This is a genomic window from Tabrizicola sp. YIM 78059 (assembly GCF_004959785.1).
Classification (GTDB): Bacteria; Pseudomonadota; Alphaproteobacteria; order Rhodobacterales; family Rhodobacteraceae; genus Tabrizicola; species Tabrizicola caldifontis.
In genome coordinates this window covers 69,395-92,596 of sequence record NZ_SJZH01000006.1, presented here as the reverse complement: position 1 = coordinate 92,596, position 23,202 = coordinate 69,395, and the positions used below count along the sequence as shown (strand labels likewise).

The 23,202-nt window shown below is 64.6% G+C and carries 26 protein-coding genes; 14 read left to right on the top strand and 12 right to left on the bottom strand.

Annotated features, from left to right (window positions below):
- Positions 1–175: 175 nt before the first annotated feature.
- The 6 genes from EZM81_RS09885 (at position 176) to EZM81_RS09860 (ending at position 6,959) form a co-directional block, all read left to right on the top strand.
- On the top strand, positions 176–1,939 hold the full coding sequence (locus EZM81_RS09885) for an APC family permease (protein WP_136645600.1): 1,764 nt from the start codon (positions 176–178) through the stop codon (positions 1,937–1,939).
- 157 nt (positions 1,940–2,096) lie between these two features.
- Positions 2,097–3,236 carry an aminomethyltransferase family protein gene (locus tag EZM81_RS09880; RefSeq protein WP_135450747.1) on the top strand — a complete coding sequence of 380 codons (1,140 nt, stop codon included), beginning with the start codon at positions 2,097–2,099 and terminating at the stop codon, positions 3,234–3,236.
- A gap of 93 nt (positions 3,237–3,329) precedes the next feature.
- Entirely contained in the window at positions 3,330–3,920 is a 591-nt protein-coding gene (locus EZM81_RS09875) for a dimethylamine monooxygenase subunit DmmA family protein (protein WP_136645697.1), read from the top strand.
- The gene (locus EZM81_RS09870; protein WP_136645599.1) at positions 3,917–4,879 is read left to right on the top strand and encodes a PDR/VanB family oxidoreductase; all 963 of its coding nucleotides are present in this window, start codon (positions 3,917–3,919) and stop codon (positions 4,877–4,879) included. The genes EZM81_RS09875 and EZM81_RS09870 overlap by 4 nt, the downstream gene beginning before the upstream one ends.
- Before the next feature lie 9 nt (positions 4,880–4,888).
- Positions 4,889–5,959, top strand: coding sequence for a DUF3445 domain-containing protein (locus EZM81_RS09865; RefSeq protein WP_135450749.1), 1,071 nt, complete (start codon positions 4,889–4,891; stop codon positions 5,957–5,959).
- A complete protein-coding gene (locus EZM81_RS09860; RefSeq protein ID WP_136645598.1) occupies positions 5,952–6,959 on the top strand; it encodes a GlxA family transcriptional regulator in 1,008 nt (335 codons plus the stop codon). The genes EZM81_RS09865 and EZM81_RS09860 overlap by 8 nt, the downstream gene beginning before the upstream one ends.
- 23 nt (positions 6,960–6,982) lie before the next feature.
- On the opposite strand, the gene EZM81_RS09855 is transcribed toward EZM81_RS09860, so the two are convergent.
- Positions 6,983–7,843, bottom strand: a complete 861-nt coding sequence (locus EZM81_RS09855; RefSeq protein ID WP_136645597.1) for a DMT family transporter — start codon at positions 7,841–7,843, stop codon at positions 6,983–6,985.
- 126 nt (positions 7,844–7,969) lie between these two features.
- Between EZM81_RS09855 and EZM81_RS09850 the strand changes: the two genes are divergently transcribed.
- Both EZM81_RS09850 and EZM81_RS09845 read left to right on the top strand, forming a co-directional pair.
- Positions 7,970–10,339: an aminomethyltransferase family protein gene (locus EZM81_RS09850; RefSeq protein WP_136645696.1), complete on the top strand. Its 2,370-nt coding sequence runs from the start codon at positions 7,970–7,972 to the stop codon at positions 10,337–10,339.
- Positions 10,340–10,464: 125 nt separating this feature from the next.
- A complete protein-coding gene (locus EZM81_RS09845; protein ID WP_136645596.1) occupies positions 10,465–10,848 on the top strand; it encodes a group II truncated hemoglobin in 384 nt (127 codons plus the stop codon).
- On the opposite strand, the gene EZM81_RS09840 is transcribed toward EZM81_RS09845, so the two are convergent.
- Genes EZM81_RS09840 through cbiB form a run of 3 tightly spaced genes read right to left on the bottom strand, consistent with a single transcriptional unit; the run spans position 10,845 to position 13,820 of the window.
- Complete coding sequence (locus tag EZM81_RS09840) at positions 10,845–11,747, bottom strand: glycosyltransferase family 2 protein (protein ID WP_136645595.1); 903 nt, start codon at positions 11,745–11,747, stop codon at positions 10,845–10,847. The two genes, EZM81_RS09845 and EZM81_RS09840, sit on opposite strands and share 4 nt — an antisense overlap.
- A complete protein-coding gene (locus EZM81_RS09835) occupies positions 11,747–12,904 on the bottom strand; it encodes a lytic murein transglycosylase (RefSeq protein WP_136645594.1) in 1,158 nt (385 codons plus the stop codon). Before EZM81_RS09835 ends, EZM81_RS09840 begins: the two co-directional genes overlap by 1 nt.
- Positions 12,905–12,920: 16 nt before the next feature.
- Positions 12,921–13,820, bottom strand: a complete 900-nt coding sequence (cbiB, locus tag EZM81_RS09830) for an adenosylcobinamide-phosphate synthase CbiB (protein WP_135450755.1) — start codon at positions 13,818–13,820, stop codon at positions 12,921–12,923.
- A gap of 221 nt (positions 13,821–14,041) precedes the next feature.
- Here cbiB and EZM81_RS09825 point away from each other — a divergent pair, with 221 nt between their 5' ends.
- A complete protein-coding gene (locus EZM81_RS09825; RefSeq protein WP_135450756.1) occupies positions 14,042–14,395 on the top strand; it encodes a hypothetical protein in 354 nt (117 codons plus the stop codon).
- Between the two features lie 210 nt (positions 14,396–14,605).
- Here EZM81_RS09825 and EZM81_RS09820 read toward each other — a convergent pair whose 3' ends face one another.
- Positions 14,606–15,145 carry a murein L,D-transpeptidase family protein gene (locus EZM81_RS09820; protein ID WP_136645593.1) on the bottom strand — a complete coding sequence of 180 codons (540 nt, stop codon included), beginning with the start codon at positions 15,143–15,145 and terminating at the stop codon, positions 14,606–14,608.
- Entirely contained in the window at positions 15,142–16,314 is a 1,173-nt protein-coding gene (locus tag EZM81_RS09815) for a MalY/PatB family protein (protein WP_136645592.1), read from the bottom strand. Before EZM81_RS09815 ends, EZM81_RS09820 begins: the two co-directional genes overlap by 4 nt.
- 203 nt (positions 16,315–16,517) lie before the next feature.
- Between EZM81_RS09815 and def (EZM81_RS09810) the strand changes: the two genes are divergently transcribed.
- From def (EZM81_RS09810) to EZM81_RS09790, 5 genes are all read left to right on the top strand, one after another.
- The gene (gene def, locus EZM81_RS09810; RefSeq protein ID WP_136645591.1) at positions 16,518–17,033 is read left to right on the top strand and encodes a peptide deformylase; all 516 of its coding nucleotides are present in this window, start codon (positions 16,518–16,520) and stop codon (positions 17,031–17,033) included.
- A 180-nt stretch (positions 17,034–17,213) separates the two neighbouring features.
- Complete coding sequence (gene def / locus EZM81_RS09805; RefSeq protein ID WP_136645590.1) at positions 17,214–17,699, top strand: peptide deformylase; 486 nt, start codon at positions 17,214–17,216, stop codon at positions 17,697–17,699.
- Positions 17,696–18,199: a peptide deformylase gene (gene def / locus EZM81_RS09800; RefSeq protein WP_136645589.1), complete on the top strand. Its 504-nt coding sequence runs from the start codon at positions 17,696–17,698 to the stop codon at positions 18,197–18,199. Before def (EZM81_RS09805) ends, def (EZM81_RS09800) begins: the two co-directional genes overlap by 4 nt.
- Positions 18,196–19,089 carry a methionyl-tRNA formyltransferase gene (gene fmt / locus EZM81_RS09795; protein WP_135450762.1) on the top strand — a complete coding sequence of 298 codons (894 nt, stop codon included), beginning with the start codon at positions 18,196–18,198 and terminating at the stop codon, positions 19,087–19,089. The genes def (EZM81_RS09800) and fmt overlap by 4 nt, the downstream gene beginning before the upstream one ends.
- Before the next feature lie 53 nt (positions 19,090–19,142).
- Positions 19,143–19,376 (top strand): GlsB/YeaQ/YmgE family stress response membrane protein, encoded by a 234-nt coding sequence (locus EZM81_RS09790; RefSeq protein WP_136645588.1) that lies wholly within the window; start codon positions 19,143–19,145, stop codon positions 19,374–19,376.
- On the opposite strand, the gene EZM81_RS09785 is transcribed toward EZM81_RS09790, so the two are convergent.
- From EZM81_RS09785 to ispH, 6 genes are all read right to left on the bottom strand, one after another.
- On the bottom strand, positions 19,369–19,869 hold the full coding sequence (locus EZM81_RS09785) for a TetR family transcriptional regulator (protein ID WP_136645587.1): 501 nt from the start codon (positions 19,867–19,869) through the stop codon (positions 19,369–19,371). The genes EZM81_RS09790 and EZM81_RS09785 overlap by 8 nt on opposite strands.
- A 38-nt stretch (positions 19,870–19,907) precedes the next feature.
- The gene (locus tag EZM81_RS09780; protein ID WP_136645586.1) at positions 19,908–20,555 is read right to left on the bottom strand and encodes a trimeric intracellular cation channel family protein; all 648 of its coding nucleotides are present in this window, start codon (positions 20,553–20,555) and stop codon (positions 19,908–19,910) included.
- A complete protein-coding gene (gene rnhA, locus EZM81_RS09775) occupies positions 20,552–21,010 on the bottom strand; it encodes a ribonuclease HI (RefSeq protein ID WP_136645585.1) in 459 nt (152 codons plus the stop codon). The genes EZM81_RS09780 and rnhA overlap by 4 nt, the downstream gene beginning before the upstream one ends.
- A gap of 4 nt (positions 21,011–21,014) precedes the next feature.
- On the bottom strand, positions 21,015–21,476 hold the full coding sequence (locus EZM81_RS09770) for a DUF3429 domain-containing protein (RefSeq protein WP_135450767.1): 462 nt from the start codon (positions 21,474–21,476) through the stop codon (positions 21,015–21,017).
- 41 nt (positions 21,477–21,517) lie between these two features.
- A complete protein-coding gene (locus EZM81_RS09765; RefSeq protein ID WP_136645584.1) occupies positions 21,518–21,991 on the bottom strand; it encodes a hypothetical protein in 474 nt (157 codons plus the stop codon).
- Positions 21,992–22,219: 228 nt separating this feature from the next.
- The gene (gene ispH / locus EZM81_RS09760; protein ID WP_136645583.1) at positions 22,220–23,173 is read right to left on the bottom strand and encodes a 4-hydroxy-3-methylbut-2-enyl diphosphate reductase; all 954 of its coding nucleotides are present in this window, start codon (positions 23,171–23,173) and stop codon (positions 22,220–22,222) included.
- Positions 23,174–23,202: the final 29 nt, after the last annotated feature.

The window sequence follows — 23,202 nt, the reverse complement described above, 5'->3', positions numbered from 1 at the left end:
CCAGCCGCCCGCTGCGTCGAGGTCCGCAGCACCGCAAGCTTGCCCAGCCGCCGCCAGGCAACACTGCCTGACACTGAGCTAGCGAAGAAAATCGAACCGATACGCGGACGCGGCCGGGGTGCATGGATGATTGCAACCTGCCCGTGACGCGGTGCGTGACAACAGGAGTCAAGGAATGACGATGGAAACTGGATCGGGCCAGATGGTCCGGGCGCTGAGCTGGAGGGGGGCCTTCTGGGTTGCCGCCGGCGTGCCGCCCCTGGTGCTGTTCTCGATCGGCGGTATAGCCGGGACGACGGGCAAGCTGGCCTTCGTGGTCTGGATGATCTCGATGGTGATGGGTTTTCTGCAAAGCTTCACCTACGCCGAGATGGCGGGGATGTTCGGCAACAAGTCGGGCGGCACCTCGGTTTATGGTGCGACGGCCTGGCTGCGTTATGGCAAGCTGATCGCGCCCCTGTCGGTCTGGTGCAACTGGTTCGCCTGGACGCCGGTGCTGTCCCTGGGCTGCGCCATTGCCGCGGGCTACATCCTGAATGCGCTGTTCCCGATCCCGCTGGCCGACAGCCAGCCGGTCATGGACTGGATGACGGCGAATCTGGCCAATTACACGGCCGAGACCCCCGCAGTCGCGGATTACATCGCCAATAACGCCGGCGCGACGGTCGAGCAGGCGATCCAGGCGGTCGCTTCTGCCGATGCCGTCTCGGCGCTGACGCCCTGGTTCCGCACCTACGAGGCGTTCCAGATCACCATTCCGGCGCTGGGGACGCTGCATTTCAACACCACCTTCCTGATCGGCGTGATCCTGATGCTGATCATCCTGGCGATTCAGGAAAAGGGCATCGCCAACACCGCGGCGGCGCAGAAGTGGCTGGCGATCATCGTGCTGGTGCCGCTTTTCCTGGTCGGGTTGGTGCCGATCCTGACCGGAGCGATCGACTGGATGAACGTCACCAACCTGGTGCCGCCCACGGCCGCCTATTCCGGCGTGGACGGCGAATGGAACATTGGCGGCTGGACGCTGTTCCTGGGCGGTCTCTACATCGCGGCCTGGTCCACCTACGGCTTTGAAACCGCGGTCTGCTATACGCGCGAACTGAAGGATCCCAAGCGCGACACCTTCCGGGCGATCTTATATTCCGGCCTTCTGTGCATGGTGTTCTTCTTCCTGATCCCGTTCTCGTTCCAGGGGGTGCTGGGCCAGGAAGGCATGCTGCAGCCTGGCATCGTGGACGGCACCGGTGTGGGCGAGGCGCTGGGCAACATGATCGGCGGCGGGCCGGTCGTCACCCAGATCTTCGTCATCCTGATGATCATGGCGCTGTTCCTGGCGATCATGACCGCCATGGCGGGGTCGTCGCGCACGCTCTATCAGGGTTCGCGCGACGGCTGGCTGCCGCGTTACCTCTCGAAGCTGAACGAGCATGGCGTGCCGCGACGCGCGATGTGGACGGATGTGGCCTTCAACATCTTCCTTCTGGCGCTGGCCTCGGACGCGGCGGGGTATTTCTACGTCCTCGCGATCTCCAATGTCGGCTACATCCTGTTCAACTTCCTGAACCTCAACGCCGGCTGGATCCACCGCATCGACAGCGCCCACATGGAGCGGCCCTGGAAGGCACCCTCCTGGCTGATCGGGCTGAACACGCTGCTGGCCTTCGTCAACGCCCTGTTCCTGGGCGCGGGCGCCAAGGTCTGGGGGTACGAGAATGCGCTGTGGTCGGGGCTGCTGTTTGCGGCCCTGATCTTTCCGGTGTTCTGGTATCGCCACTACATCGTGGACAAGGGCAAGTTCCCCAAGGAAGCCTATGACGATCTTGGCCTGCCCTATGGCGAGCTGGGCCAACGCAAGGCCGGGTTCCTGCCCTATCTGGCCCTGATCGCCGGGGCGGCCGTGGTGCTCTGGGCGAACTGGTTCTTCGTCCTGCCAGCCTGAAGTCCCTGATACGTGATGGAAAAGGCCGCCGGTTCGGGCGGCCTTTTTTCCTTGCATCTGTTTTCTGCCAAGAAATTTTGTTGCACTTCATTATTGCTTTCTGGCGGGAATCGCCTGACACTGGGCGAAAATGACAACCCACTGGGAGGGACTGCGCATGACGAATTCCTGGCGTTTCTCGGCACTGATGGACCGGCACCGAGCCCTCGGCTCCAACCTCGAAGACTGGAGCGGGATGGGCACGGCCTGGTCCTATTCCAAGGGCGACCCGAATGCCGAATACATGGCGATCCGCACCAAGGCGGGGCTCATGGATGTGTCGGGCCTGAAGAAGGTGCACATCACCGGCCATGCGGCGTCCCATATCATCGACCGGGCAACGACCCGCGATCCCGAGAAGATCGCACCCGGAAAGTCGCTTTACGCCTGCATGCTGAACGATGCCGGGAAATTCATCGACGACTGCATCATCTACCGCTTCGGGCCGAACACCTATACCGTGGTGCATGGGTCAGGCCAGGGCCATGAGCAGCTGACCATGGCCGCCACGGGGCGCGACGTCTCGATCCGCTTCGACGACAACCTGCACGACCTGTCGCTGCAGGGCCCGCTGGCAGTGGACTATCTGGAAAAGCACATCCCGGGCGTGCGCCAGCTGCCCTACATGGGTCACATGCCGGCGATGCTGTTCGGCAAGCCGATCACCCTTTCGCGCACCGGCTACACCGGCGAGCGGGGGTACGAGATCTTCTGCCGCGGGCAGGACGCGGTGGAAATCTGGGACCGCATCCTAGAGGAAGGCGCCAGCATGGGCATCATCCCCTGCCGCTTCACCACGCTCGACATGCTGCGGGCCGAAAGCTACCTGCTGTTTTACCCCTTCGACAATTCCGAGATGTATCCGTTCGAGAACGAGGGGCCGGGCGACACGCTGTGGGAGCTGGGCCTCGAGTGGACGGTAAGCAAGGGCAAGACCGGCTTCCGTGGTGCGGAAGAGCATTACCGCCTGCAGGGCAAGGAACGCTTCAAGATCTCGGGTCTGAAATTTGCAGACAAGACGAAGGTTCCGGGCAACGCGCCGATCTACAAGGACGGAAAGAAGGTCGGCGTGGTGACGCAGCCGATGTATTCGCCGCTGAACGACTGGGTCGTGGCGATTGCCCGCCTCGATGTGGATTGCGCCAACAACGGCACCGAACTCGAGGTGCGTTGCGGCACGCACGGCCCGCTGAAGGCCGTATCGGCCCCGCTGCCCTTCTACGACGTGGAAAAGAAGCGGCGCACCGCCAAGGATTGAGCTTCCGGGGGCCCGCGCTTCGTCGCGGGCCCCTGCCTGCCCAAGGGAACTGCCCTCGTGAAAGTGGAACTGACCCCGGTAAATGCCCCCTCGATGCGCTCGCGCCCGGTCTATGCGCCGCTCGAGCCGCGGCCCGGAAAGCTGCATGTGATCGTCGCCGACGATGAAGGCGCGAACGCCGTGACCGATATGTTGGCCAAGTCGAACAATCGTTCGGAAATCCTGGCGGACGCCCATGTGATGTATTGCCCGGGGCCGACCGGGACCGATCTTTCTGCTAAGCTCGAAGCCCTGGGTGCGGCCCAGTTCTTCCGTGCCCCGACCATTCCGGCGCTGTTGCCACGGCTCGTGCGGGTGCTGGCCGACGCGCATATGGGCACGCAGTTCTACCTTGCCGGGACCGAGGGCCTGATCGGCCAGGCCGAGCGCGAGATCATGGCGACCGGCTTCCCTCATGCCTCGATCCAGAAGGAACATCGCGGCTCGACCCTGCGCCGGGTGCAATGCGTCCATTGCAAGGGGATCACCGAGAACGTGGCGACGGACCCGTTCAAGTGCAGCCATTGCGGGCTGAACCTGTTCGTCCGCGACCACTATTCCCGGCGGATCGCCGCCTTCCAGGGCGTCAACATCGACGCCGAGGATCCCGGCCAGGTGCCGGAAAGCGTGGTGAGGTTCAAATGAGCGGGGGCGCCAAACTCCTGGTCCGCGTGGCCGAGGTGGTCGAGGTAAACGAGCTGATCAAGCGTTTCCGCTTCGTGTCACGCGACGGGTCGGAATTGCCGGCCTTTTCCGGCGGAGCGCATACCGTGGTCGAGATGGACGATCACGGAACCCGCCGCCTGAATCCCTATTCGCTGATGTCCGACCCGGAGGACCGCTCGGGCTATGAAATCAGCGTGCGGCGCGACGATCAGGGGCGGGGCGGGTCGCTCTACATGCACAGGCACGTCGTGCCGGGGATGGAGATGGTGCTGTCCCACCCCGTCAACCTGTTCCCGCTGGACAATCGGGCGCGGAAGCACCTGATGATCGCGGGTGGGATCGGGATCACGCCCTTCATCGCGCAGATCAAGCAGCTGACTCATTTCGGGGGGCGGTTCGAGCTGCACTATGCCGCACGCTCGAAGGCGCTGGGCGCCTACATGGACGAGCTTACAGCGGCGCATCCCGACAGGGTGCACTGCTATTTCGACGACCAGGGCCAGCAGATCGACCTGGCGCGGGTGCTGGCCAATCAGCCGATCGGCACGCATCTTTATGTCTGCGGGCCGAAGGGCATGATCGGCTGGGTGCTGTCCACCGCCGAGGCCATGGGCTGGCCGAAGCAGGCGCTGCACCACGAGGAATTCCTTGCCCCCGGCACCGGCCTGCCGTTCCAGGTGGAACTGGCCGCCAGCGGCAAGACCATCACCGTCGGCACGACGCAAAGCCTGCTCGAGGCGATGGAGGCCGCCGGGGTGGATGCCCCCTACCTCTGCCGCGGCGGGGCCTGCGGGCAATGCGAAACGACCGTTCTGAAATGCGATGGCACCATCCTGCACCGCGACCACTGGCTGACGCCCGAGGATCAGGCCTCGAACACCAAGATCATGCCCTGCGTCAGCCGCTTCGAGGGCAAGACCCTTGTCATCGACCGATAGGAGACGACCATGAGCCTTGATTTCAAGTTCGCTCCCGACGATTTCGGCGGTTTCTTCCGGGACGAGACCTTCCGCGACACCTTCACCTACCGCAACAGCGACCCGCGTCGATTCCCGTTCCCCTTCGACCGCGACGACTACATGTATTCCGTCAACATGGAGCCGCATGTGCCGGGCCGGAAGGGTACGGCCTTCGAGCACATGCTGGACGTGGACGAACACTACATCGCCGAGATGATCGACCGCGCCAAGGTGCTGGCCGAGGATCCGTTGCGCTGCCAGTCGCTGCCGCACATGACGCTGGCCGGCTGGGACGTGCTGGAACTGATCATGGAGGCGAAGGCGCGCGACTATCCGCAGTGGTTTTCGCTGACCAAGGACGGCAACCGCTGGCACTGGGTGAACCGGCCGCTGGGTATCGAACAATCGTTCACATTCCTGGACGAAAGCACGCTGCCCTATCCGCCCTTCGAATACATCATGCGCCAGACCCAGGGCGACTGGACGCTGCAGGACGAACGCGACGGGACGCTGTGGATGGATGCGGGGATTGCGACCAGCCAGGCCGACTGGTCGGTGGATTTCGACGTGGGCATGAATTTCCACGAATGGCACGCCCCGGTGCCGCTTGCGCATGAAAAGGGCGTGTTCGACCGGGCGCTGAAGTTCCTTCTCAAGCTTCAGCACGGCGCGCCGGTCCGGCGGTTCAACTGGACGATGACGGTGAATCCGCTGCTCGATACCGCGCCCGAGACCTATCCGAAATGGGGCCCGATGCGCACCACCCTGACGCAGGAGAACATGGGGCAGAAGATGCATCTGCGGGTCGAGCTGCAAAGCCTCTATCGCCTGCCCCGGTCGAACGCGATCGCCTTCGACATCCGCTGCTATCTGTGCAGCTTCGAGCAGATCGTCGAGGTGCCGAAATGGGCCCGCCGCCTGCACCGGGTGATCCGCGACCTGCCGGTAGAACTGGCGACCTACAAGGGCTTCATCCGCAACCGCGACGCGATGGTGGAGTGGCTGTCCAAGTATGACGATGGTGCCCCCACCAGCCCCGGCTGGTTCCCCGATGACTGAGCGCGGACCGCTGCGGCTGGGGTTCCTGATGTTCCCCGGCTTTCCGATGGCCTGTCTGACCTCGGCCATCGAACCCTTGCGTGCGGCGAACGAAATCACCGGTCAATGCGAATTCGTGTGGCGCCTGCTTTCCGAGACGGCCGGGCCGGTCCGGTGCAGCGCGGCCATCGGCTTCGATCCCGACGAGACCCTGCAGGAGGCCGAGGGTCTGGATCAGCTTTATCTGATTGCGCCGCCGACGGCCGAATTCGCAGATCCTCGCCGAAGCCCGGCGCGGCTGCGCTGGCTGGACCGGATCGGCGTGACGCTTGGTGCCTTTTCCGGCGGTATCTTCCCGCTTGCCCGCGCCGGGCTTATGGAGGGACGGCCCTGTTCGGTGCACTGGTGTTACGAGGCTGCCTTCAAGGCCGAATTTCCCAATGTGCCGGCCTCTGACAGCACGATCCTGCGCGACCGCCGGCGGAACACCGTCTCTGGCGCCGGGGCTGTCTTCGACCTGATGCTGAAGCTGATCGAGGAACGGTTGGGCCGCGAAGTGATGACCGAGGTTGCCTGCTGGTTCCAGCACCCCTTTGTCCGCGACGAGGCTGCGGCCCAGAAGGTGCCCGTCGCGCGCGGGCAGGGAACCGCCGACGACCTTTCCCCGCCGATCCGCGAGGCGATCCGGCTGTTCGAAACCCACATCGAGGATCCGCTTCGCATTCCCGATGTGGCCCAGGCGGTGGGCCTGTCGGGCCGGCATTTCGAACGCATTTTCAAGCGTGAGACGGGGCAAAGCCCCTTGCGCTATTACCACCACCTGCGGCTGATGAAGGCGCGGCAGCGGGTGCTGTATTCCAACGACTCGCTGCGCGAGATCGCCGCTTCGGTCGGTTACATGACCTCCAGTCCGATGATCCGGCATTATGTGCAGCTGTTCGGGGTATCGCCGCGGGATGAACGGCGGCTTACACAGTCGATGCGACGGTCGGGCCCGCCCCGGGTCGAGGCGGCGGAATAGGGCGGCCCGTCCGCTGCGCGGCGTCAGGCCCCTTGCAGGCCCAGGGTGGCGATCCCTGCAAAGACCGTGGCGATGCCCAGCCATTGAACGGGCCGGACGCGCTCTTTCAGGAACCAGGCTGCCAGCAGGATTGTGGCCACCCCGAACAGGGATGACGTGACTGATGCATATTCCGCCTGCGGCAACCCGCCCGAGGCGGTGACCAGACCCAGCGCTGCCGCGTCAAGGCAACCCATCAGGGCCAGAACGCCAAACTGCCACCGCTGCGGCGCCAGCGAGCCCCGATGCCAAAGAAGCAGGGCCACGATCACTGCCAGAGCCACCACGCGCCCGATCAGAGCCACAGGCAGCTCCGAGCCCTGTCGTGTCGCCTCTTGGCCAAATGCGAAAGTTGCTGCGAAACCGGCAGCCGAAAGCATGGCCCAGCCCATGGCCACCCCGGGTGACGACGCATAGCCTTCGGGTGCGTCGTCCCGCGCAGCGACGGCGACAATACTGATGCCGATGACGATGGCGCTGACGGCCAGCCAGTCTCCGGCTGTCACCGGCCGGCCCTGCGCAACCGCGATCAGCAGGGTAAGCATCGGGTAGGCCCCGATCACGGGCGAGACGACGCGGACCGGCGCCAGGCTGAAGGCCTTGTACAGCGTTCCGATCGCCAGCGCGAAAGCCAGACCCGAGGCAGCGGCCAGGGCAGCCGCCGCCCCGGTCATGGCTTGCCAGTCGCCTGCTGCAAAGGCGATCGGCAGCAGCGCCACGCAACCCGTCCCCACGACAATCGTCAGAAGTGGCAGGATCGCCGCCCCTTGGCTGAGCTTGCGCGCCAGCAGGTCATGAACCGCCCAGATCAGCGCCGCAGTCAGCCCGAAGCTCAATGCCAGCATTGCGCCACCTTCCCCTCACCCCGCGCTTGTGTCACGCTGACCCTGCCGCTATTCTTGTGAATGAACAAGTTTTATCCTTGTTAAACGGGCCCGACCTTGCCGCACCCGGCCCAGATGGGGAAGCCGATGCTCGACACGATCTATCCCGCCGTTATCCCAGGTCCACCGCGCCCAAGCCGGATTCTGACGCCGCACGGCTTTTCGCGACACCACGGACAAGAGCGTCATGTCGTTCCGGGCGGCGGTGCACTGGTTTTGCAAATCATGACAGGCGACCGACTGACCGTGCTGAACGACGAAGGTGGACAGCCGGTGGAGCTGGTTGCGGCCGCGAAAGATGGGCGCATCGACGCGGCAATCCTGGGCCATGCCGCCAATTCCACCGCCGAGGGGCTGAAGGCGCTGCTTGTGTCGGGAGATTCAAGTCTTGATCGGCTGCGCAAGGGGTTGGAGGGGCGCAGCATCGATCTTGCGTCGGCTGGCGCACTGCGCCTGTTCGGGCAGGAAACCCCGGCTGGCACGCGGGCCGACCTGACGGTGCTTGATGACGGCTGGCTGGTCGTGGCCGCACCCGGCCTTCCGATGGCCCCGGACGCGCAGGATACGGCAACGCCCATCACCCTGCTGCTGCAGCGGGCCCGCCCGAGGCTGGTGGGGCACTATGACCTTCCCGATCCGCTGGCCGACCCGATCCTGGACCTTAGGGTGAAATCCGCCACGGCGGAAAGCTATTTCGTGAAGGCGGGCGACTATATCCAGATCCTCGACGTGGACGGCCGGCAATGCACCGATTTCCAGTGCTTCGATGCGCGCAAGCTGGACAGGGGGATCCAGCATCCGCTTGACGTGACGACCAGCCGGACCCTCATGGGCCATGCCTATTCCATGCCCGGTCTGCATTCGAAATACTATGATCAGGATTGGGTGCCGCTGGTCGAGGTCGTGCAGGATACCGTCGGCCGCCATGACGCCTTTGCGATGGCCTGTGCCAGCAAATACTACGACGACATCGGCTATCCCGGTCACGTCAACTGTTCGGACAACTTCAACAAGGCGCTGGCGCCACATGGGGTTGACTCGCGTCCGGGCTGGATGGCGGTGAACCTTTTCTTCAACACCAGCATCGACGCCCACGGCGTGCTGATCAGCGATGAACCCTGGAGCCGGCCCGGCGACTATGTCCTGTTCCGCGCGCTGACCGACATCGTCTGCGTCAATTCTGCCTGCCCGGATGACACGTCGCCCGCGAACGGCTGGTATCTCAGCGACATCCACATCCGCACCTATTCGGGGGCGGAAAAGTTCAGCCGCGCCATTGCCTGGCGCCCAACGCCCGCCTCGGAGCCGAAGATGACCAAGGAAACCGCGTTCCACGACCGGATCAGCCAGAAGACCCGGCACCATGTGGAATACAAGGGCTACTGGCTGCCGCAGGTCTATTCGGCGAATGGCGCGCTGGAAGAATACTGGGCCTGCCGTCAGGCTGCGGTAGTGCTGGATCTGTCACCCCTGCGCAAGTGGGAGGTCACGGGGCCGGACGCCGAAGCCCTGATGCAATGGGTGCTGACGCGCGATGTGAAGAAGCTGAGCCAGGGTCAGGTGGTCTATTCCGCGATGTGCTACGAGCACGGCGGGATGATCGACGACGGCACGCTGTTCCGGCTGGGCCGCGACCAGTTCCGCTGGATCGGCGGCGACGATTATGGCGGCATCTGGATTCGCGAGCAGGCCGAGAAGCTGGGGCTGAAGGTCATGGTGCGGTCCTCGACCGACCAGCTGCACAATCTGGCGGTCCAGGGGCCGAACAGCCGCGAGATCATGAAGCGCATCATCTGGACCGCGCCGCACCAGCCGACGATCGAGGAGTTGGGCTGGTTCCGCTTCACGGTGGGCAGGATCGGCGGACCTGCCGGCGCCCCGGTTGTGGTGTCCCGCACGGGCTACACCGGCGAATTGGGCTACGAGATCTTCTGCCACCCGAAGGATGGCAATGCCGTCTATGATGCTGTCTGGGCCAATGGCGCAGACCTGGGGCTGCGTCCGATGGGGTTGCAGGCGCTGGACATGGTTCGGATCGAGGCCGGGTTGATCTTTGCCGGCTACGATTTCAGCGACCAGACCGACCCGTTCGAGGCCGGGATCGGCTTTACCGTGCCGCTCAAGACCAAGACCGACGATTTCATCGGCCGCGAGGCGCTGATCCGGCGGAAGGAGCATCCGAGCCGGAAGTTCGTGGGCCTGGAGATCGACGCGAATGTCGATGTGGGCCATGGCGACTGCCTGCATGTCGGGCGGGCGCAGGTGGGCGAGGTGACATCCTCGGTCCGCTCGCCGATCCTGGGCAAGAACATCGCGCTGGCGCGGGTGGATGTCGCGCACAGCGAAATCGGCACCGCGCTGGAGGTTGGCAAGCTGGACGGCCAGCAGAAGCGTCTGCCAGCGGTGATTGTGCCCTTGTCGCATTACGACCCGAAGAAGACCCGACCGCAAAGTTGATCGATGCGCGCGGGCGGAATTTTCGGAGATTCCGCACCGGAGCCATCGAAGGCTCCGGTTCCATTCCTTCAAAGAAATCGGTTTTTCCCTGTGGGTGACCGGCGCGTCACTTGGTGGAGGCTGCGATGAAACCGATGATCGACCGGATCGGGGGCGAAAAGCAGGTTCATCTGCTGGTGAACCACTTCTACGATCTGATCGAGACGCTGCCGCAGGGCCGCGCGATCATGGAGATGCATCTGAAGGGCCACGGGCTGGCCCACGTGCGGCCCGAACAGTTCGACTTTCTCTGCGGCTTCTTCGGTGGCCGGCGCTATTATCAGGAACGCCATGGCCACATGAACCTGCGCGAGATCCACGCCCATGTGGAGATTCGCCGTCAGGATGCCGAGGACTGGCTGGAGGTGATGGAGCGCGCGATGGTCGACACGGGCGTGGGCGAAGGCGAGCGGGCCGAGATCATGCAGACCTTCCGCCGGGCCGCGATGATGCTGGTGAACACCGGCTAGAGCTGGCCCTTCCGCAGCGCGTCAACCTTGTCGCGAAGGTGCAGGTCGGCAATCACCACCCGCCCCTGGCGCAGGAGGTCTTCCGCCAGATCCACCGAAAGCACCTGGGTTCGCAGGTAGAAATCGGCAATCTCGGCCGGGCTGGCCTTGCTGAGGAAGGCCTGCAATTCGGGCCTGAACTGATAGGCCCCCTTGGTCAGGCGGAACGGCAGCGCGGCCAGCCAGGCCGCCCGGTCCTGGGCGTGAAAGTGCAGGAGTTTCAACTCGGGGTGCCAGTCAGGCGTCGGCACATGGCTGCCGTCCAGCATCACCGTGTGGATCTTGGGCATGAGCTTCGGCCCCATGGTACGGAAGATCACCTTTCCGACCGTATGGCTGAGCATCCCGTCGCGGATGATCTTGCGGTAGTCGCCAAGCGCCTTGCGGCTGCTGGGCCAGAAGTCATGCCGGAGTGCCCCCCGAAACTGGCGCGCGGTATAGATGTCGTCGGGCAGCAGCGGATCGTGCATCGCCTCGAACGGCTCCAGCTTCATCACAAGGGTCTCGCCCGGCGTATCGTCCAGGATCGCCGCAAGCGGGCGCGGGGTATGGATGAACTCGTCGATGTCGATGTGGACCAGCCACTCCGTCCTCGCGCGCCGAGATGCGTGGCGGGCATTCCGCGTCTGCCGGCTCTGGTGCTGCTCCGGGCGGCTCTTGCCGGCGCTGGCCCAGTGCGCATCGTCGCAAAGCGTAACGCTGACCTTTGGGTGAGCGGCTAGAACGGAAGGTATGGCCGTGTCGGGGTCGTCGAAATAGAGCGCCAAATGGTCGGCGCCAATCGACAGGTGATGTGCGACAAACGCGAGGATCTTGTCCTCGGGTGCCTTGACCGTGGTGACAATGCCCCAACTTGCCATCACAGCTGGTCCAGCAAGGCCCGTGTCGGCCAACCATCTGCCGGCAGCCCGAGGCGGATCTGTTCCTTCTGGACCGCCGCCCGCGTGCCTGCGCCCAGGATGCCGTCGATCCTTCCGACATCATGGCCGCGCGCGGCAAGCCTTTCCTGCAGCGCCATCATCTGCTCCGTCTCAAGCGCGGGGCCTGGCTTCCCTGCCAGATAGGGTTCCGCGCCCTCGATCCGTGTGGCGAAGTAGGCGGCCGTGGTGACATAGACGAAGCTCTTGTTCCATTCGAACAGCACACGATAGTTCGGATAGGCAAGGAAGGCCGGTCCCTTCCGCCCCTGGGGCAGCAGGATCGAGGCCGAAAGGCCCGGCTCCAGCGCCCCCTGCCTCGGCGTGACGCCAAGGGCTGCCCATTCTTCGGTTGACCGTTCGGTTTCCAGCCCGGTCAACGCCCACTCGAAATCTGCGGGCAGGGTGATTTCGGTCAGCCAGGGCTCGTCCGCCCGCCAGCCGTGGTATTGCAGCATTCGCGCGCCCGACAGGATTGCGTCGGCTTCCGAAGACTTCAGCAGGATCAACCCGTCACCGTCGCCATCGACGCCGCGCTCCAGGATGTCCTTCGGCAGCATCTGGACCATGCCGATCTCGCCTGCCCAGGCGCCGGTGGTGTCCAGATCGAATTCACCCAGCGCATGAAGCTGGGCCGCGGCAAGAACCTGCGGCTGGAACAGATCGGGCCGGCGGCAGTCGTGCGCGAGGGTGAGGAGCGCGTTCCGCGTGTTGAAGTCGCCCTGCACCTGGCCGAAATCGGTCTCGAAGGCCCAGAAGGCCAGAAGGATGCCGCGGCTGACACCGTATTCGGCCTCGGCGCGGTCCAAGATTGCGTCGAGGCTTGCCGATTTCGCCCTGGCGGTGGCAAGGCGTTGCTTCGAGATCAGCGACTGCGAGAAGTCGAGAAAGGTCTTGCGGAACACTCCCTGCGAGCGGTCGGCCTTCAGAACCTTTTCGTCGATCCGGGCACCGGCGAAAAACCTGGCCGCGCTGTCGGCGGGTATCCCGCCGGCGATGGCTTCTGCCTGCATTGCGGCCAGGAAGGCGCCGAAATCGCCGCCGCAGGGCGCGGCAGCGGCAGGGGCGGCCAGAACGGCGGCAAGCAGGCTAGCGCGCATGAAGCCTCCTTTGCGCCTAGAAAAGCGCAAGAAGAACGGCAAAGGCAAGTAGCGCGGCCCAGACCCGCCAAAGCGCATCGGCCGCGGCGTCGATGTCGTCCGGTCCGGGGTCGCGGCGCCCTTCCGGCCAGACCCAGGGAAAGTCCTTGCGGACACCATTGTAGCTGCGCGGGCCGGACAGGGCCACGTTCAGTACCGGGGCCAAGGCCGATTCCGGCCAGCCGGCGTTGGGGCTGCGATGCTTGGGGGCGTCGCGCAGAATGGGTTGCGGGTCCACCCAGCCGTGGGTCAGGGCGATCAGCAGTGCGGTCAGCCGGGCGGGAACCAGGTTCAGCAGGTCATCAAGCCGTGCCGCGGCCCAGCCGAAATCGCGATACCGCGGGGTCATGTGGCCGATCATGCTGTCGGCCGTATTGATCAGCTTGTAGGCAACGATGCCCGGCAGGCCCGCGACCAGATACCAGAAGACCGGGGCCACCACCCCGTCCGACAGGTTCTCGGCCGCGCTTTCGATGGCGGCGCGGGCCACATCCGGCCCGGTCATGTCGGCCGTGTCGCGACCTACGATCATGGCAACGGCCCTGCGTCCTTCGGCCACCGAGCGGCGCAACGCCGTGGCGACGGCACGGACATGTTCGACCAGGCTTTTCTGCGCAATCAGGATCGCGACTGTCAGGGTTTCCAGCACACCGAAATCGGGAAGGATGCGAATGATCCAGCCGGACCCGAGGCCTGCGGCAAGCAGCACCACAACGGCAAGGACACCACGGGCCTTGCGCGCCTCTCCTTGGTTCAGATGACGGTCCAGCCAGTCCACCAGACGGCCCATGAGTACCGCGGGATGGGGAACGCGGTCCCAGATGGGCTTCGGTTCCCCGAAGACGGCATCAAGCAGAAGTGCGGCAATCAGCATCATGGCCCGGCTATCGGCGCGACGCAGGCGATTCGCAAGAGAGGTGCGACACTGCGCCAGGATTGCAGGAAGGATCGGTGGAACCGCACGGATTCAACCGGTGCGTGCGGGATTTTCCATGATGAGGTCGCATCCCGGTTACAATCAATCGATATGTTTGAAAAATATTGATTTTCTTCATGTCCGGTACAACAATTCCGTAACTGCTGCCAAAGAGCCCTGCGATGCTTGAGTTTCTGCCGAAAGAGATCCGCGAAGGGCTGGATGCCGCGCGGAAGAAGGATCTGAAGCGTCGCGCGCGACTTCGTGTTCAGGTGGGCGATGCGGTCTTTCCGGTGCTTCGCTTCTGGGACAGCGGCTTTGCCCTGGATGCCGACCTTTCGCCGGGCAAACTGCGTGGGCTGGTCGATGTGTACGATGGCTCTCGCCATGTGTTCCAGTGCCTGATCGTGGCCTCTTTCATCGAAAACGGCGAACTCGTCTGCGATTTCAAGCGGGCTACGGCAGTGCAGGACCGGGCGGCGCTGGACTTCTGGCGCGACGAGAATGCGCCCGTAGGCTATCTGCCACGCGCCTGACTTGCCAGGAATCCATGCTGCCAGTGTGTGATGGTGTGGCGGCGACCGAGGCACAGCCAGGCGTGCCGAAGACATTACCACGCGAATTCGGCTGACGCGCAACGCGGGCTTGGCACACCGGAAGGACCGGTTCAAGCTATCGGGGCTACAGTCAGCAATCGACAGACCGCGGCCGACCGGAAAGGGTGAACAGGCAGCCGGGCCACGGTGCTAGGGGCGGATCTCGACCTTGGTGCCGACCGGCGTGACCTTCCAGATTTCGCGCATCTCGGCGTTCGTCACCGCGATGCAGCCCGCAGTCCAGTCGCCACGCAGCTTGAACCCCTCGGGCAGGGCGTTCGGTTGGCCATGAATGAAGATGTCACCGCCCGGATCCGCCCCTGCTTCGGCTGCCCGTGCCCGATGGGTTCTCTGCGGGTAGTCCAGCCCGAGCGACAGATGGAAGGCGCTTTTTGCATTGCGCCGGTCGATGGTGAACTCTCCTTCCGGGGTTCGCCCGTCGCCCTGCCGTTCCTTGTCACCCTCGGGCGCGAAGCCGAGCGCGATCCGGTAGGTCCGCACCGGCTTGCCATTCTGGATCAGTTGCATGCGACGTGCGGCCTTTTCGATCACGATCCGATCGATCTGGCCCGCAAGCGGCGGGGGTGGGGGAAGGGCAACCTCTTCACGCGGCATGAAGAATGACGCGATCATCACACCGAACAGCGCGATCAGCACAAGCCAGGCAAGAAGGCGGTCAGGGCGGGTCATTGCAGGTCGGCAAAGGCCCTCTGCAGGCGCCGGATCGCCTCGGCCACCTGGGCGCGCGGGCAGGCGAGGTTGAAGCGCAGGAAGCTTGCGCCGCCCTTGCCGAAACTTTCGCCATGGTTCGTCGCAATCTTCGCCTGTTTCTCGACCCGCGCGATGAAATCCGCCGCGGCCATCCCGGTGCCCGAGAAATCGACCCAGGCCAGATAGGTGGCCTCCAGCGGGGTTGAGCGCAGTCCGGGGATCGTTGCGATGCCCTCGTCAAAGAGCCTCCGGTTGCCGTCGAGATAGCGCATCAGGTCATCGACCCAGGCCGCGCCTTCGGGCGAGTAGGCTGCGGTCGCCATGTGCATGCCGAAGGAATTGGGCGATATGCCCATGGCATTGATCGTATTGGCGAAGGTCTTGCGCAGTTTCGGGTCGGCGATGATGACGTTGCCGATATGGGCGCCGGCGATGTTGAAGGTCTTGGTCGTGGCGGTCATCATCACAAGTCGGTCGGCGATTCCGGGCGCGGCCTTTGCCATGACAGTGTGAGTGTGACCGGGATAGACCAGATCGTGGTGGATCTCGTCCGAGACAAGGATCAAGTCGTGCCTTTGGCAGAAGTCCGCCACTGCGCGCAGTTCGTCGCCACTCCACACCCGTCCGCCCGGATTGTGTGGGGAACAGAGGATCACCATCCTTTCGCGCCCGGTCAGCTGCGCCTCCCAGGCGGGGATGTCCAGTTGCGCCTTGCCCTCTGCCAGCGCCAGCGGACATTCCACCACCTCGCGTCCGGCCGCTTTGATGATCCGCGAAAAGGCGTGATACACGGGCGTCATCAGGATGATGCCGTCACCCGGCCGGGTGAAGCTGTGGATGCAAAGCGCGGTGCCGTTCACAAGGCCATGGGTGGTGAATATCCATTCCGGCGCCACGTCCCATCCGTGGCGATAGGCCATCCACCAGCGGATCGCCTCGAGATAGGCCCGGTCATCGCCGAAGTAACCATAGACACCGTGGGCCAGCATCCGCTCCAGCGCCTGCTGCACACAGGCAGGCGGGCGGAATTCCATGTCGGCTACCCACATGGCCAACCCCTCATCCGGGGCAAGGCCGTAGAGCGCCGGCATCATGTCCCATTTGACGCAATGGCTGCCGGTGCGGTCGATGGGGGTGTCGAAGGTCATGTCACCAGTCCTGAGTGGGGGATTTTTGTCCGAATAATGCAAAATTTTAAAAAATCATTCCAAAAAATAACACAAGAGCGAAAATGGATCCGCAGTATACGTTTGAGGCGGGAAAGTGTCCCGATTGTCGCAATGCGCCGCCGCAACCCTGCCGGATCACCCTCCCCTTGCCATGACGCATCGGCTTTCGTAGATCCCTTTCCATGATCCACCCTATCCTGATCCATCCCGATCCGCGCCTCAAGAAGGTCTGCGAGCCGGTGGCCGAAATCACCCCCGAGCTGAGGGCGCTTGCGGCCGACATGCTGGAGACGATGTATGACGCCCCCGGAATCGGTCTGGCTGCGCCGCAGGTCGGCGTAACGAAGCGGCTGATCGTGATGGACTGCATCAAGGACGGTCCACCCGAACCGCTGATCCTGTTCAATCCTCGGATCATCTGGGCTTCGGAGGATGTCTCGACCTTCGAGGAGGGGTGCCTGTCGATCCCTGACCAGTATGCCGAGGTGAAGCGCCCGGCCGAGGTGCAGGTCCGCTGGCTTGACGAGACGGGGACTGAGCAGGAGCGGCAGTTTTCGGGTCTTTGGGCGACCTGTGTGCAGCATGAAATCGACCATCTGGATGGCAAGCTGTTCATCGACTATCTGGGCCCGCTGAAGCGCCAGATGATCACCCGCAAGATGGAAAAGCTGAAGCGCGAGCGCGCCCGCGCAGTCTGATGCGGCTTCGGGCGCAAGATCTGGTCTTATCCTTGGTGCCTGACCATTTGGCCTGGTGATCCGGCAGTCCCGACGACCCGCCGCGGTCATGGACACGCGCCCCATCCTGCCCACAGGCCTTCCGGGGTGACTTTTCCGGCCGGGAAGGCTATGCCGCAGAGCTGACACAGAGGTATCCCGATGCTGCTGCCTATCCTGCGATGGCCAGATGCCCGCCTTTCCCGCCCCTGCGCACCTGCCGTGCCGGACGACGATCTGCGGCGGCTGGCGGCCGACATGCTGGAGACGATGTATGCGGCGCCGGGCCGGGGACTTGCGGCGCCGCAGGTTGGCCATCTCTTGCGGGTTTTCGTGATGGATGTGGGCTGGAAGTCAGGCAAGCCGTCCCCCATGGTCTTCGTGAACCCCGAGCTGCAGCCCTTTGGCGACCGCTTGACCGGGCCGGAGGGGTGCCTGTCGATCCCCGGCCCGGTGATCGAGGTCGAGCGGTACACGCAGGTGCATGTGCGCTGGACAGATCTGGATGGCGCCGCGCGGGAGGCGGCCTTTGACGGCTTTGCCGCGATCTGCATCCAGCACGAACACGACCACCTGGACGGCATCCTGACGCTGGACCGCGTGTCGCCCGAGATGCGCGCAAGGGCAGAGGCAGAGTTGCTGCGATGACCGTTCGCCGCTGTCTGCCGTGGCCGCATCCGGTGCTGCGGTCGCCTGCCTCGGACGTCGAGGCCGTCACCGACCAGATCCGCGCGATCTGGGCCGACATGATCGACACGATGGAGGCCATGCCGGGCTATGGGCTTGCCGCGGTGCAGATCGGCGTGCCCCTGCGGCTGGCGGTAGTGGATTGCTCCGAAACCCGGGGGCAGGCGGTGCGGATGGCCAACCCCGAGGTGCTGCATGCAAGCATTCAGTTGCGCGAACATGAGGAAGCCTCGCCGAATCTGCCGGGGGTGTCGGCGGTCATCGCGCGGCCGCGTGCGGTTACGGTGCGTTTCCTGAATGATCGGGGCGTGGTGGAAGAGCGCGATTTCGTGGGTCTGTGGGCCACCAGCGTGCAGCATCAGATCGACCATCTGGCCGGCAAGATGTATTTCGACCACCTCTCGCCTCTCAAACGGAAAATGCTTATCGCAAGGGCGGAAAAGGTGAGGCGTCAGAAATGAAAATCGTTTTCATGGGAACGCCCGAGTTCTCGGTTCCGGTGCTGGATGCCTTGCATCGGCGGCATGAGATCGCCGCCGTCTATTGCCAGCCGCCGCGACCGGCAGGTCGGGGGCGGGCGAACCGTCCAAGTCCCGTTCAGGCCCGGGCCGAGGCGCTTGGGTTGCCGGTGCGGCACCCGGTTTCGCTGCGCAGCGAGAAAGCCGCGCAGGATTTCGCTGCGCTGGGGGCGGACGTGGCCGTGGTGGTCGCCTACGGCCTTATCCTGCCTCCGCCGATCCTTGATGCGCCGCGCCATGGCTGCCTGAACATCCATGCCTCGCTTCTGCCCCGCTGGCGCGGTGCGGCACCGATTCAGAGGGCCATCATGGCCGGCGATGTCGAGACCGGGGTCTGCATCATGCGTATGGATGCGGGTCTTGATACCGGACCGGTGCTGCTGCGCGAGGCTGTGGCCATCGGCGCCGAGGACACGGCGGCCGACCTGCACGACCGGCTCAGCGCGCTTGGCGCGCGGCTGATCGTCGAGGCCCTGGCCCGGTTGCCGGAGCTGCGCCCCGAACCACAGCCAGAACAGGGTGTGACTTATGCCGCCAAGATCGACAAGTCCGAGGCGCGCGTGGATTTCACCCGCCCCGCAGTCGAGGTGGACCGGCTGATCCGTGGTCTTTCCCCCTTTCCCGGCGCGTGGATAGAGGTGCGGGGCGAGCGGGTGAAGCTGCTGCGGTCCCGCCTTGCCCCGGGCCGGGGGCAGCCGGGTCAGGTGCTTTCGGGCTTTACGGTCGCCTGCGGCGAGGGTGCCGTCGAGATCACCGAGGCACAGCGCGAGGGCAAGCGTCCGATGCCTGCCGCCGAGGTGCTGCGTGGTCTGAATCTTCCTGATCGGCTATAGTATACGGGGCAGGGGGTGCCCATATCACCCGCAGGATACGGGGGAGGGATCACATGCCGCTCATCTGGCTTCTGGTTGTGGGGGTTGCGGCCGGGTTTCTGGCCACCCGGATTCTTCGTGTCGATCTGGATACACCATCAACGATTGCGCTTGGTGTGCTGGGCGCGCTGATCGGCGGGATGGTGTTGCGCGGGTTGGTGATGCTTGTCGGAATGGGTGCCGGTTTCGTCGGTGCGCTGCTTGGGGCGCTTCTGCTGATCTGGGCGTGGAAGACCTGGGCTAGGTAAGCCGCTTGACAGCATCCTTCAGCCGGAATCCGTCATCACCAGCCGCTGCCCATAGGGCCTGTCCCTGCCAGGCGGCGAAAAGCAGTGCAGCGCCCTCTTTCGCCTTGCTGCCCGTCCCCAGACGCAGGGCTAGGGCCGCCTCGACCGTCGCGCGCCAAGCCGCGGCCCGCTGGGCGAGGTCGGGGTCACGCAGGTCCGAGGCGATCGCAGCGATGTCCACCGGCCCGATGGCCTTCAGCAGGGCTTGGGGCCCCTTGTTTGCTGTCGCGCTGATGGCTTCTGTCGTGCGGTTGCCCAGTTCGTCCCAGGCAGCCATGCGAGCCGCGCGCACCATCGCCTCGCGGCTGCCGTAGCGCTGGACCAATGTCGGCGGGGCCAGTCCGGTTGCCGCAGCAACGGTAGCAAAGCTGACTGCCCTTTCGCCGCCCTCGCCAAGCAGATGGCGCACGGCGGCAAGAACCTGACTGTCGGGAATGGTCCGGGTGCGTGGCATGGGACCAGCGTAAACGAATGTTCGTTCATCCGGCAAGCCTAGCGTTTCGGGGCTCCGGGTCTTGGGGGCCGCGACCTGTACACCGGCAGGCGCCATCCGAAGGCGATGGAACCCGCCCGGAGGATGAAGACGATGCCTGCGCAGATCGTCAGAGCCGCACCCGCAGGCAGATCTGCAAGACCGGCCAGCACCGCACCAAGCGCCCCGGCAAAGGCGCAGGTGACGTAAAGTTCGCCCTGCTTCAGCACCAGCGGTACCTCATTGCAGACCACGTCGCGCATCAGCCCGCCCATGCAGCCGGTAATCATTCCCATCACCAGCACGATCGGCCAGTCCTTGCCTTCGGCCAGCGCGACGGCCACGCCGGCAGGCACAGCAACCGCCAGGGCGAAGGCATCGAACCATAGAAGCGCACGGTATCGGCTTTCCAGCCGATGGGCCGTGAAAAAGACCACGATGGCGGCAGCCGAGGCGACCGCGATCACCACCGGATCGGCGACCCAGAAGACTTCGCGGTTCAGAATCACATCGCGGATCGTACCGCCCCCCACGGCGGTGAGGCACGCGATGAAGATGAAGCCCACGATGTCAAGCTGTGAACGGCTGGCCGCCAACGCGCCGGTCAGGGCAAAGATCAGGACCGAGGCATAGTCTAGCGCCGTGAGAAGCGTGAATGCCGGGGTCATGCCGTGGCCTTGAAGGGCGCCATTCCCGCACGGGCCAGTTCGTCGGCCCGTTCGTTCTCCGGGTGGCCCGCATGGCCCCTGATCCAGCGCCAGGTCACCTTGTGACGTGCCTGGGCGGCATCAAGCCTTTGCCAAAGCTCGACGTTCTTGACCGGGGATCCCCCGGCCGTCCGCCAGTTCTTGCGCTTCCAGGCATGAATCCATTCCGTCACCCCGTTCTTGACATAGGCCGAGTCGGTAACGATGACGATCTCTGACGGCCGCGACAGCGCCTCGAGGGCGGAAATCGCCGCCATCAGTTCCATGCGGTTGTTCGTGGTCAACGGCTCGCCGCCGGAGAGTTCGCGTTCCTTGACCACTGTGTTGCCCTCACGCGCCTGCATCAGCACGCCCCAGCCGCCCGGGCCGGGGTTGCCGGAACAGGCGCCGTCGGTAAAGGCGAAAAGTTCGGGCATCAGACTATTCCTGCAACGGGATGGCCAGGCAGGCCAGCACCACGATGGTCAGCATCACCCGCAGCCGCAGCCACCAGCGCGGGGCAAGTCCCCAGGCCGAATACATGGCATCCAGCAGCAACAGCCCCACAAAGCCGGCCGCCAGGAAGATCACCGAGTTCGCCGATGCATCGGTGACCATGAAGAAGACCCACAGCGCAGGGATGACGGACAAGGCGTAGGCGATGCCAGCCTCCGATCCATCTGCCCGGGTGGCAAAGCCCCAGAGCACGCCGGACATGAACGACAGGATGACCGTTCCGTAGGTGATGCCGACATAGGCGCCCAGGAACATTGGCGGCAGCCATTGCCCGGCCCAGGCCAGCAGCCCGGGTGACAGGTGTGTTGCGGCAGACCATAGAAACGGGATCAGCCCGGCAAGGCCAAGCAGCAGGGCAGGGCGGGGGATGCGGCGGTCGTCGGTCATTTGGCTGATCTAGCCCGATGCAGCGGCCAAGACCAGCGGGATCAATCGTCAAGGAAACGGTCGAAGCGGTCCGGGATCGCGGCCCGGATCGCGCGCATCACCCCGGACACGCGGTCCAAGTCGTCCTCGTGCACCTCTGCCGGCAGGTCGATCCGCTGGCCGTCCAGCCAGACCAGACCGCCGGTCATGGCGCCTCCGACCATCACCACCTCTGGCGGGCGCGCCGGTTTGTCGTGCAGGCCGCTGGTCTTGGCCGCTGCACGGATCGCCTCCAGAGCGTCGGCTCCGACCTTCGCCTTGCGGGTCTTGCAGGCCGGACCATCGGTTTCATAGCCCCTGCAGTGCCTCAGCGTCAGCTGCCCGTTGTCGTGGATCGTGACACCGGTTTCCCAGGCAAATTCCGGCGGCAGGCTGCCGTTGTTCGCCCACAGCTCTGCCAGAACAGGCGCGTCCTGGGCCAGTGCCGGGGTGGCAAGCAGGGCAGCAAGGGTCAGGCTGCGTGCCAGGCGGTTCATTCCGGGCCTTCCATGGGTTTCACGATGCGTTTCCGGCAGGTCGGTTCCGCCTGTCCACCGCGATCCCGTGTAGCAGGCCCCGCCACCTTTCGGAAGTAAGGCTTTCCCACGTCACCGGACCCCTGCCAGCTCCCCTCTGGGCGGCCCAGGCCCGAAGGTGCCGGACGGTGCGGGTTGCGCGGTCCGGTGGGGGCACTGCCATACGGCTGCCGCCCGCGAACGGGCGTGTCATGCCGGTTCGCGCAGGATGCGGGGAACCTTGAATTCAATGTCCTCGACGGCGGTTTCGACCTGCTCCACCGTCACGTCGAACCGGACGCGGAAGGCGTCGAGCACCTCGTTCACCAGCACTTCCGGCGCGCTGGCACCGGCGGTCAGGCCGATTGCACGGGCCCCACCCAGCGCGCGCCAGTCGATGTCGGCGGCGCGCTGGATCAGCATGGAATAGCCGCAGCCCGCCGCGGCGCCGACTTCGACCAGCCGTTTCGAGTTCGAGGAGTTCGGCGCCCCGATCACCAGAAGCGCATCAATCTTCGGCGCGATGGCCTTGACTGCCGCCTGCCGGTTCGTGGTGGCATAACAGATGTCGTCGTGTGCGGGTGCGTGGATCAGTGGAAAGCGTTCCTTCAGCGCTGCTGCGATTGCGGCGGTGTCATCGACCGAAAGGGTGGTCTGGGTGATGAAGGCCAGCTTCGCCGGGTCGCGGACCTGAAGCCTTGCCACATCCTCGACGGTTTCCACCAGCAGCACCTCGCCGGGCGGCAACTGGCCCATGGTGCCAACAGTTTCCGGGTGACCCGCATGGCCGATGTAGATCATCTGTACGCCATTTTCGTGGTGCCGCGCGGCCTCGTTGTGGACCTTGGTCACCAGTGGGCAGGTTGCATCGACGGCAATCATCTGCCGGCTTGCGGCCTCGAGCGGCACCGATTTCGGCACGCCATGGGCGGAGAAGACCACGGGCCGGTCGTCGGGGCATTCCGACAGTTCCTCGACGAAAACCACCCCCTTGGCCCGCAGGCCATCGACCACAAAGCGGTTGTGCACGATCTCGTGCCGGACATAGACCGGGGCGCCCCATTTCTCGATCGCCATCTCGACGATGCGGATCGCCCGGTCCACGCCCGCGCAAAAGCCGCGCGGGGCGGCGAGGTATAGGGTCAGGGGCGTTCTTTCGGTCATCTGACATCCTTCGCTTGGCCCAGAGGTAA

What these genes read in the sequence shown, in the direction of transcription:
- EZM81_RS09790 (WP_136645588.1), top strand. Translation starts at nt 19,143, where the DNA reads ATGCCGCTCATCTGGCTTCTGGTTGTGGGGGTTGCGGCCGGGTTTCTG.
- cbiB (WP_135450755.1), bottom strand. Translation starts at nt 13,820, where the DNA reads ATGATGCTGATTGCCGCACTTCTGCTTGATGCCGTCTTCGGGGAACCG.
- def (WP_136645591.1), top strand. Translation starts at nt 16,518, where the DNA reads ATGATCCACCCTATCCTGATCCATCCCGATCCGCGCCTCAAGAAGGTC.
- EZM81_RS09780 (WP_136645586.1), bottom strand. Translation starts at nt 20,555, where the DNA reads ATGACCCCGGCATTCACGCTTCTCACGGCGCTAGACTATGCCTCGGTC.
- EZM81_RS09875 (WP_136645697.1), top strand. Translation starts at nt 3,330, where the DNA reads ATGCGCTCGCGCCCGGTCTATGCGCCGCTCGAGCCGCGGCCCGGAAAG.
- EZM81_RS09845 (WP_136645596.1), top strand. Translation starts at nt 10,465, where the DNA reads ATGAAACCGATGATCGACCGGATCGGGGGCGAAAAGCAGGTTCATCTG.
- EZM81_RS09785 (WP_136645587.1), bottom strand. Translation starts at nt 19,869, where the DNA reads ATGCCACGCACCCGGACCATTCCCGACAGTCAGGTTCTTGCCGCCGTG.
- fmt (WP_135450762.1), top strand. Translation starts at nt 18,196, where the DNA reads ATGAAAATCGTTTTCATGGGAACGCCCGAGTTCTCGGTTCCGGTGCTG.
- ispH (WP_136645583.1), bottom strand. Translation starts at nt 23,173, where the DNA reads ATGACCGAAAGAACGCCCCTGACCCTATACCTCGCCGCCCCGCGCGGC.
- EZM81_RS09770 (WP_135450767.1), bottom strand. Translation starts at nt 21,476, where the DNA reads ATGACCGACGACCGCCGCATCCCCCGCCCTGCCCTGCTGCTTGGCCTT.
- EZM81_RS09880 (WP_135450747.1), top strand. Translation starts at nt 2,097, where the DNA reads ATGACGAATTCCTGGCGTTTCTCGGCACTGATGGACCGGCACCGAGCC.
- EZM81_RS09815 (WP_136645592.1), bottom strand. Translation starts at nt 16,314, where the DNA reads ATGACCTTCGACACCCCCATCGACCGCACCGGCAGCCATTGCGTCAAA.
- EZM81_RS09765 (WP_136645584.1), bottom strand. Translation starts at nt 21,991, where the DNA reads ATGAACCGCCTGGCACGCAGCCTGACCCTTGCTGCCCTGCTTGCCACC.
- rnhA (WP_136645585.1), bottom strand. Translation starts at nt 21,010, where the DNA reads ATGCCCGAACTTTTCGCCTTTACCGACGGCGCCTGTTCCGGCAACCCC.
- EZM81_RS09820 (WP_136645593.1), bottom strand. Translation starts at nt 15,145, where the DNA reads ATGACCCGCCCTGACCGCCTTCTTGCCTGGCTTGTGCTGATCGCGCTG.
- EZM81_RS09860 (WP_136645598.1), top strand. Translation starts at nt 5,952, where the DNA reads ATGACTGAGCGCGGACCGCTGCGGCTGGGGTTCCTGATGTTCCCCGGC.
- EZM81_RS09865 (WP_135450749.1), top strand. Translation starts at nt 4,889, where the DNA reads ATGAGCCTTGATTTCAAGTTCGCTCCCGACGATTTCGGCGGTTTCTTC.
- def (WP_136645590.1), top strand. Translation starts at nt 17,214, where the DNA reads ATGCTGCTGCCTATCCTGCGATGGCCAGATGCCCGCCTTTCCCGCCCC.
- EZM81_RS09885 (WP_136645600.1), top strand. Translation starts at nt 176, where the DNA reads ATGACGATGGAAACTGGATCGGGCCAGATGGTCCGGGCGCTGAGCTGG.
- EZM81_RS09840 (WP_136645595.1), bottom strand. Translation starts at nt 11,747, where the DNA reads ATGGCAAGTTGGGGCATTGTCACCACGGTCAAGGCACCCGAGGACAAG.
- EZM81_RS09855 (WP_136645597.1), bottom strand. Translation starts at nt 7,843, where the DNA reads ATGCTGGCATTGAGCTTCGGGCTGACTGCGGCGCTGATCTGGGCGGTT.
- EZM81_RS09835 (WP_136645594.1), bottom strand. Translation starts at nt 12,904, where the DNA reads ATGCGCGCTAGCCTGCTTGCCGCCGTTCTGGCCGCCCCTGCCGCTGCC.
- EZM81_RS09870 (WP_136645599.1), top strand. Translation starts at nt 3,917, where the DNA reads ATGAGCGGGGGCGCCAAACTCCTGGTCCGCGTGGCCGAGGTGGTCGAG.
- EZM81_RS09825 (WP_135450756.1), top strand. Translation starts at nt 14,042, where the DNA reads ATGCTTGAGTTTCTGCCGAAAGAGATCCGCGAAGGGCTGGATGCCGCG.
- EZM81_RS09850 (WP_136645696.1), top strand. Translation starts at nt 7,970, where the DNA reads ATGCTCGACACGATCTATCCCGCCGTTATCCCAGGTCCACCGCGCCCA.
- def (WP_136645589.1), top strand. Translation starts at nt 17,696, where the DNA reads ATGACCGTTCGCCGCTGTCTGCCGTGGCCGCATCCGGTGCTGCGGTCG.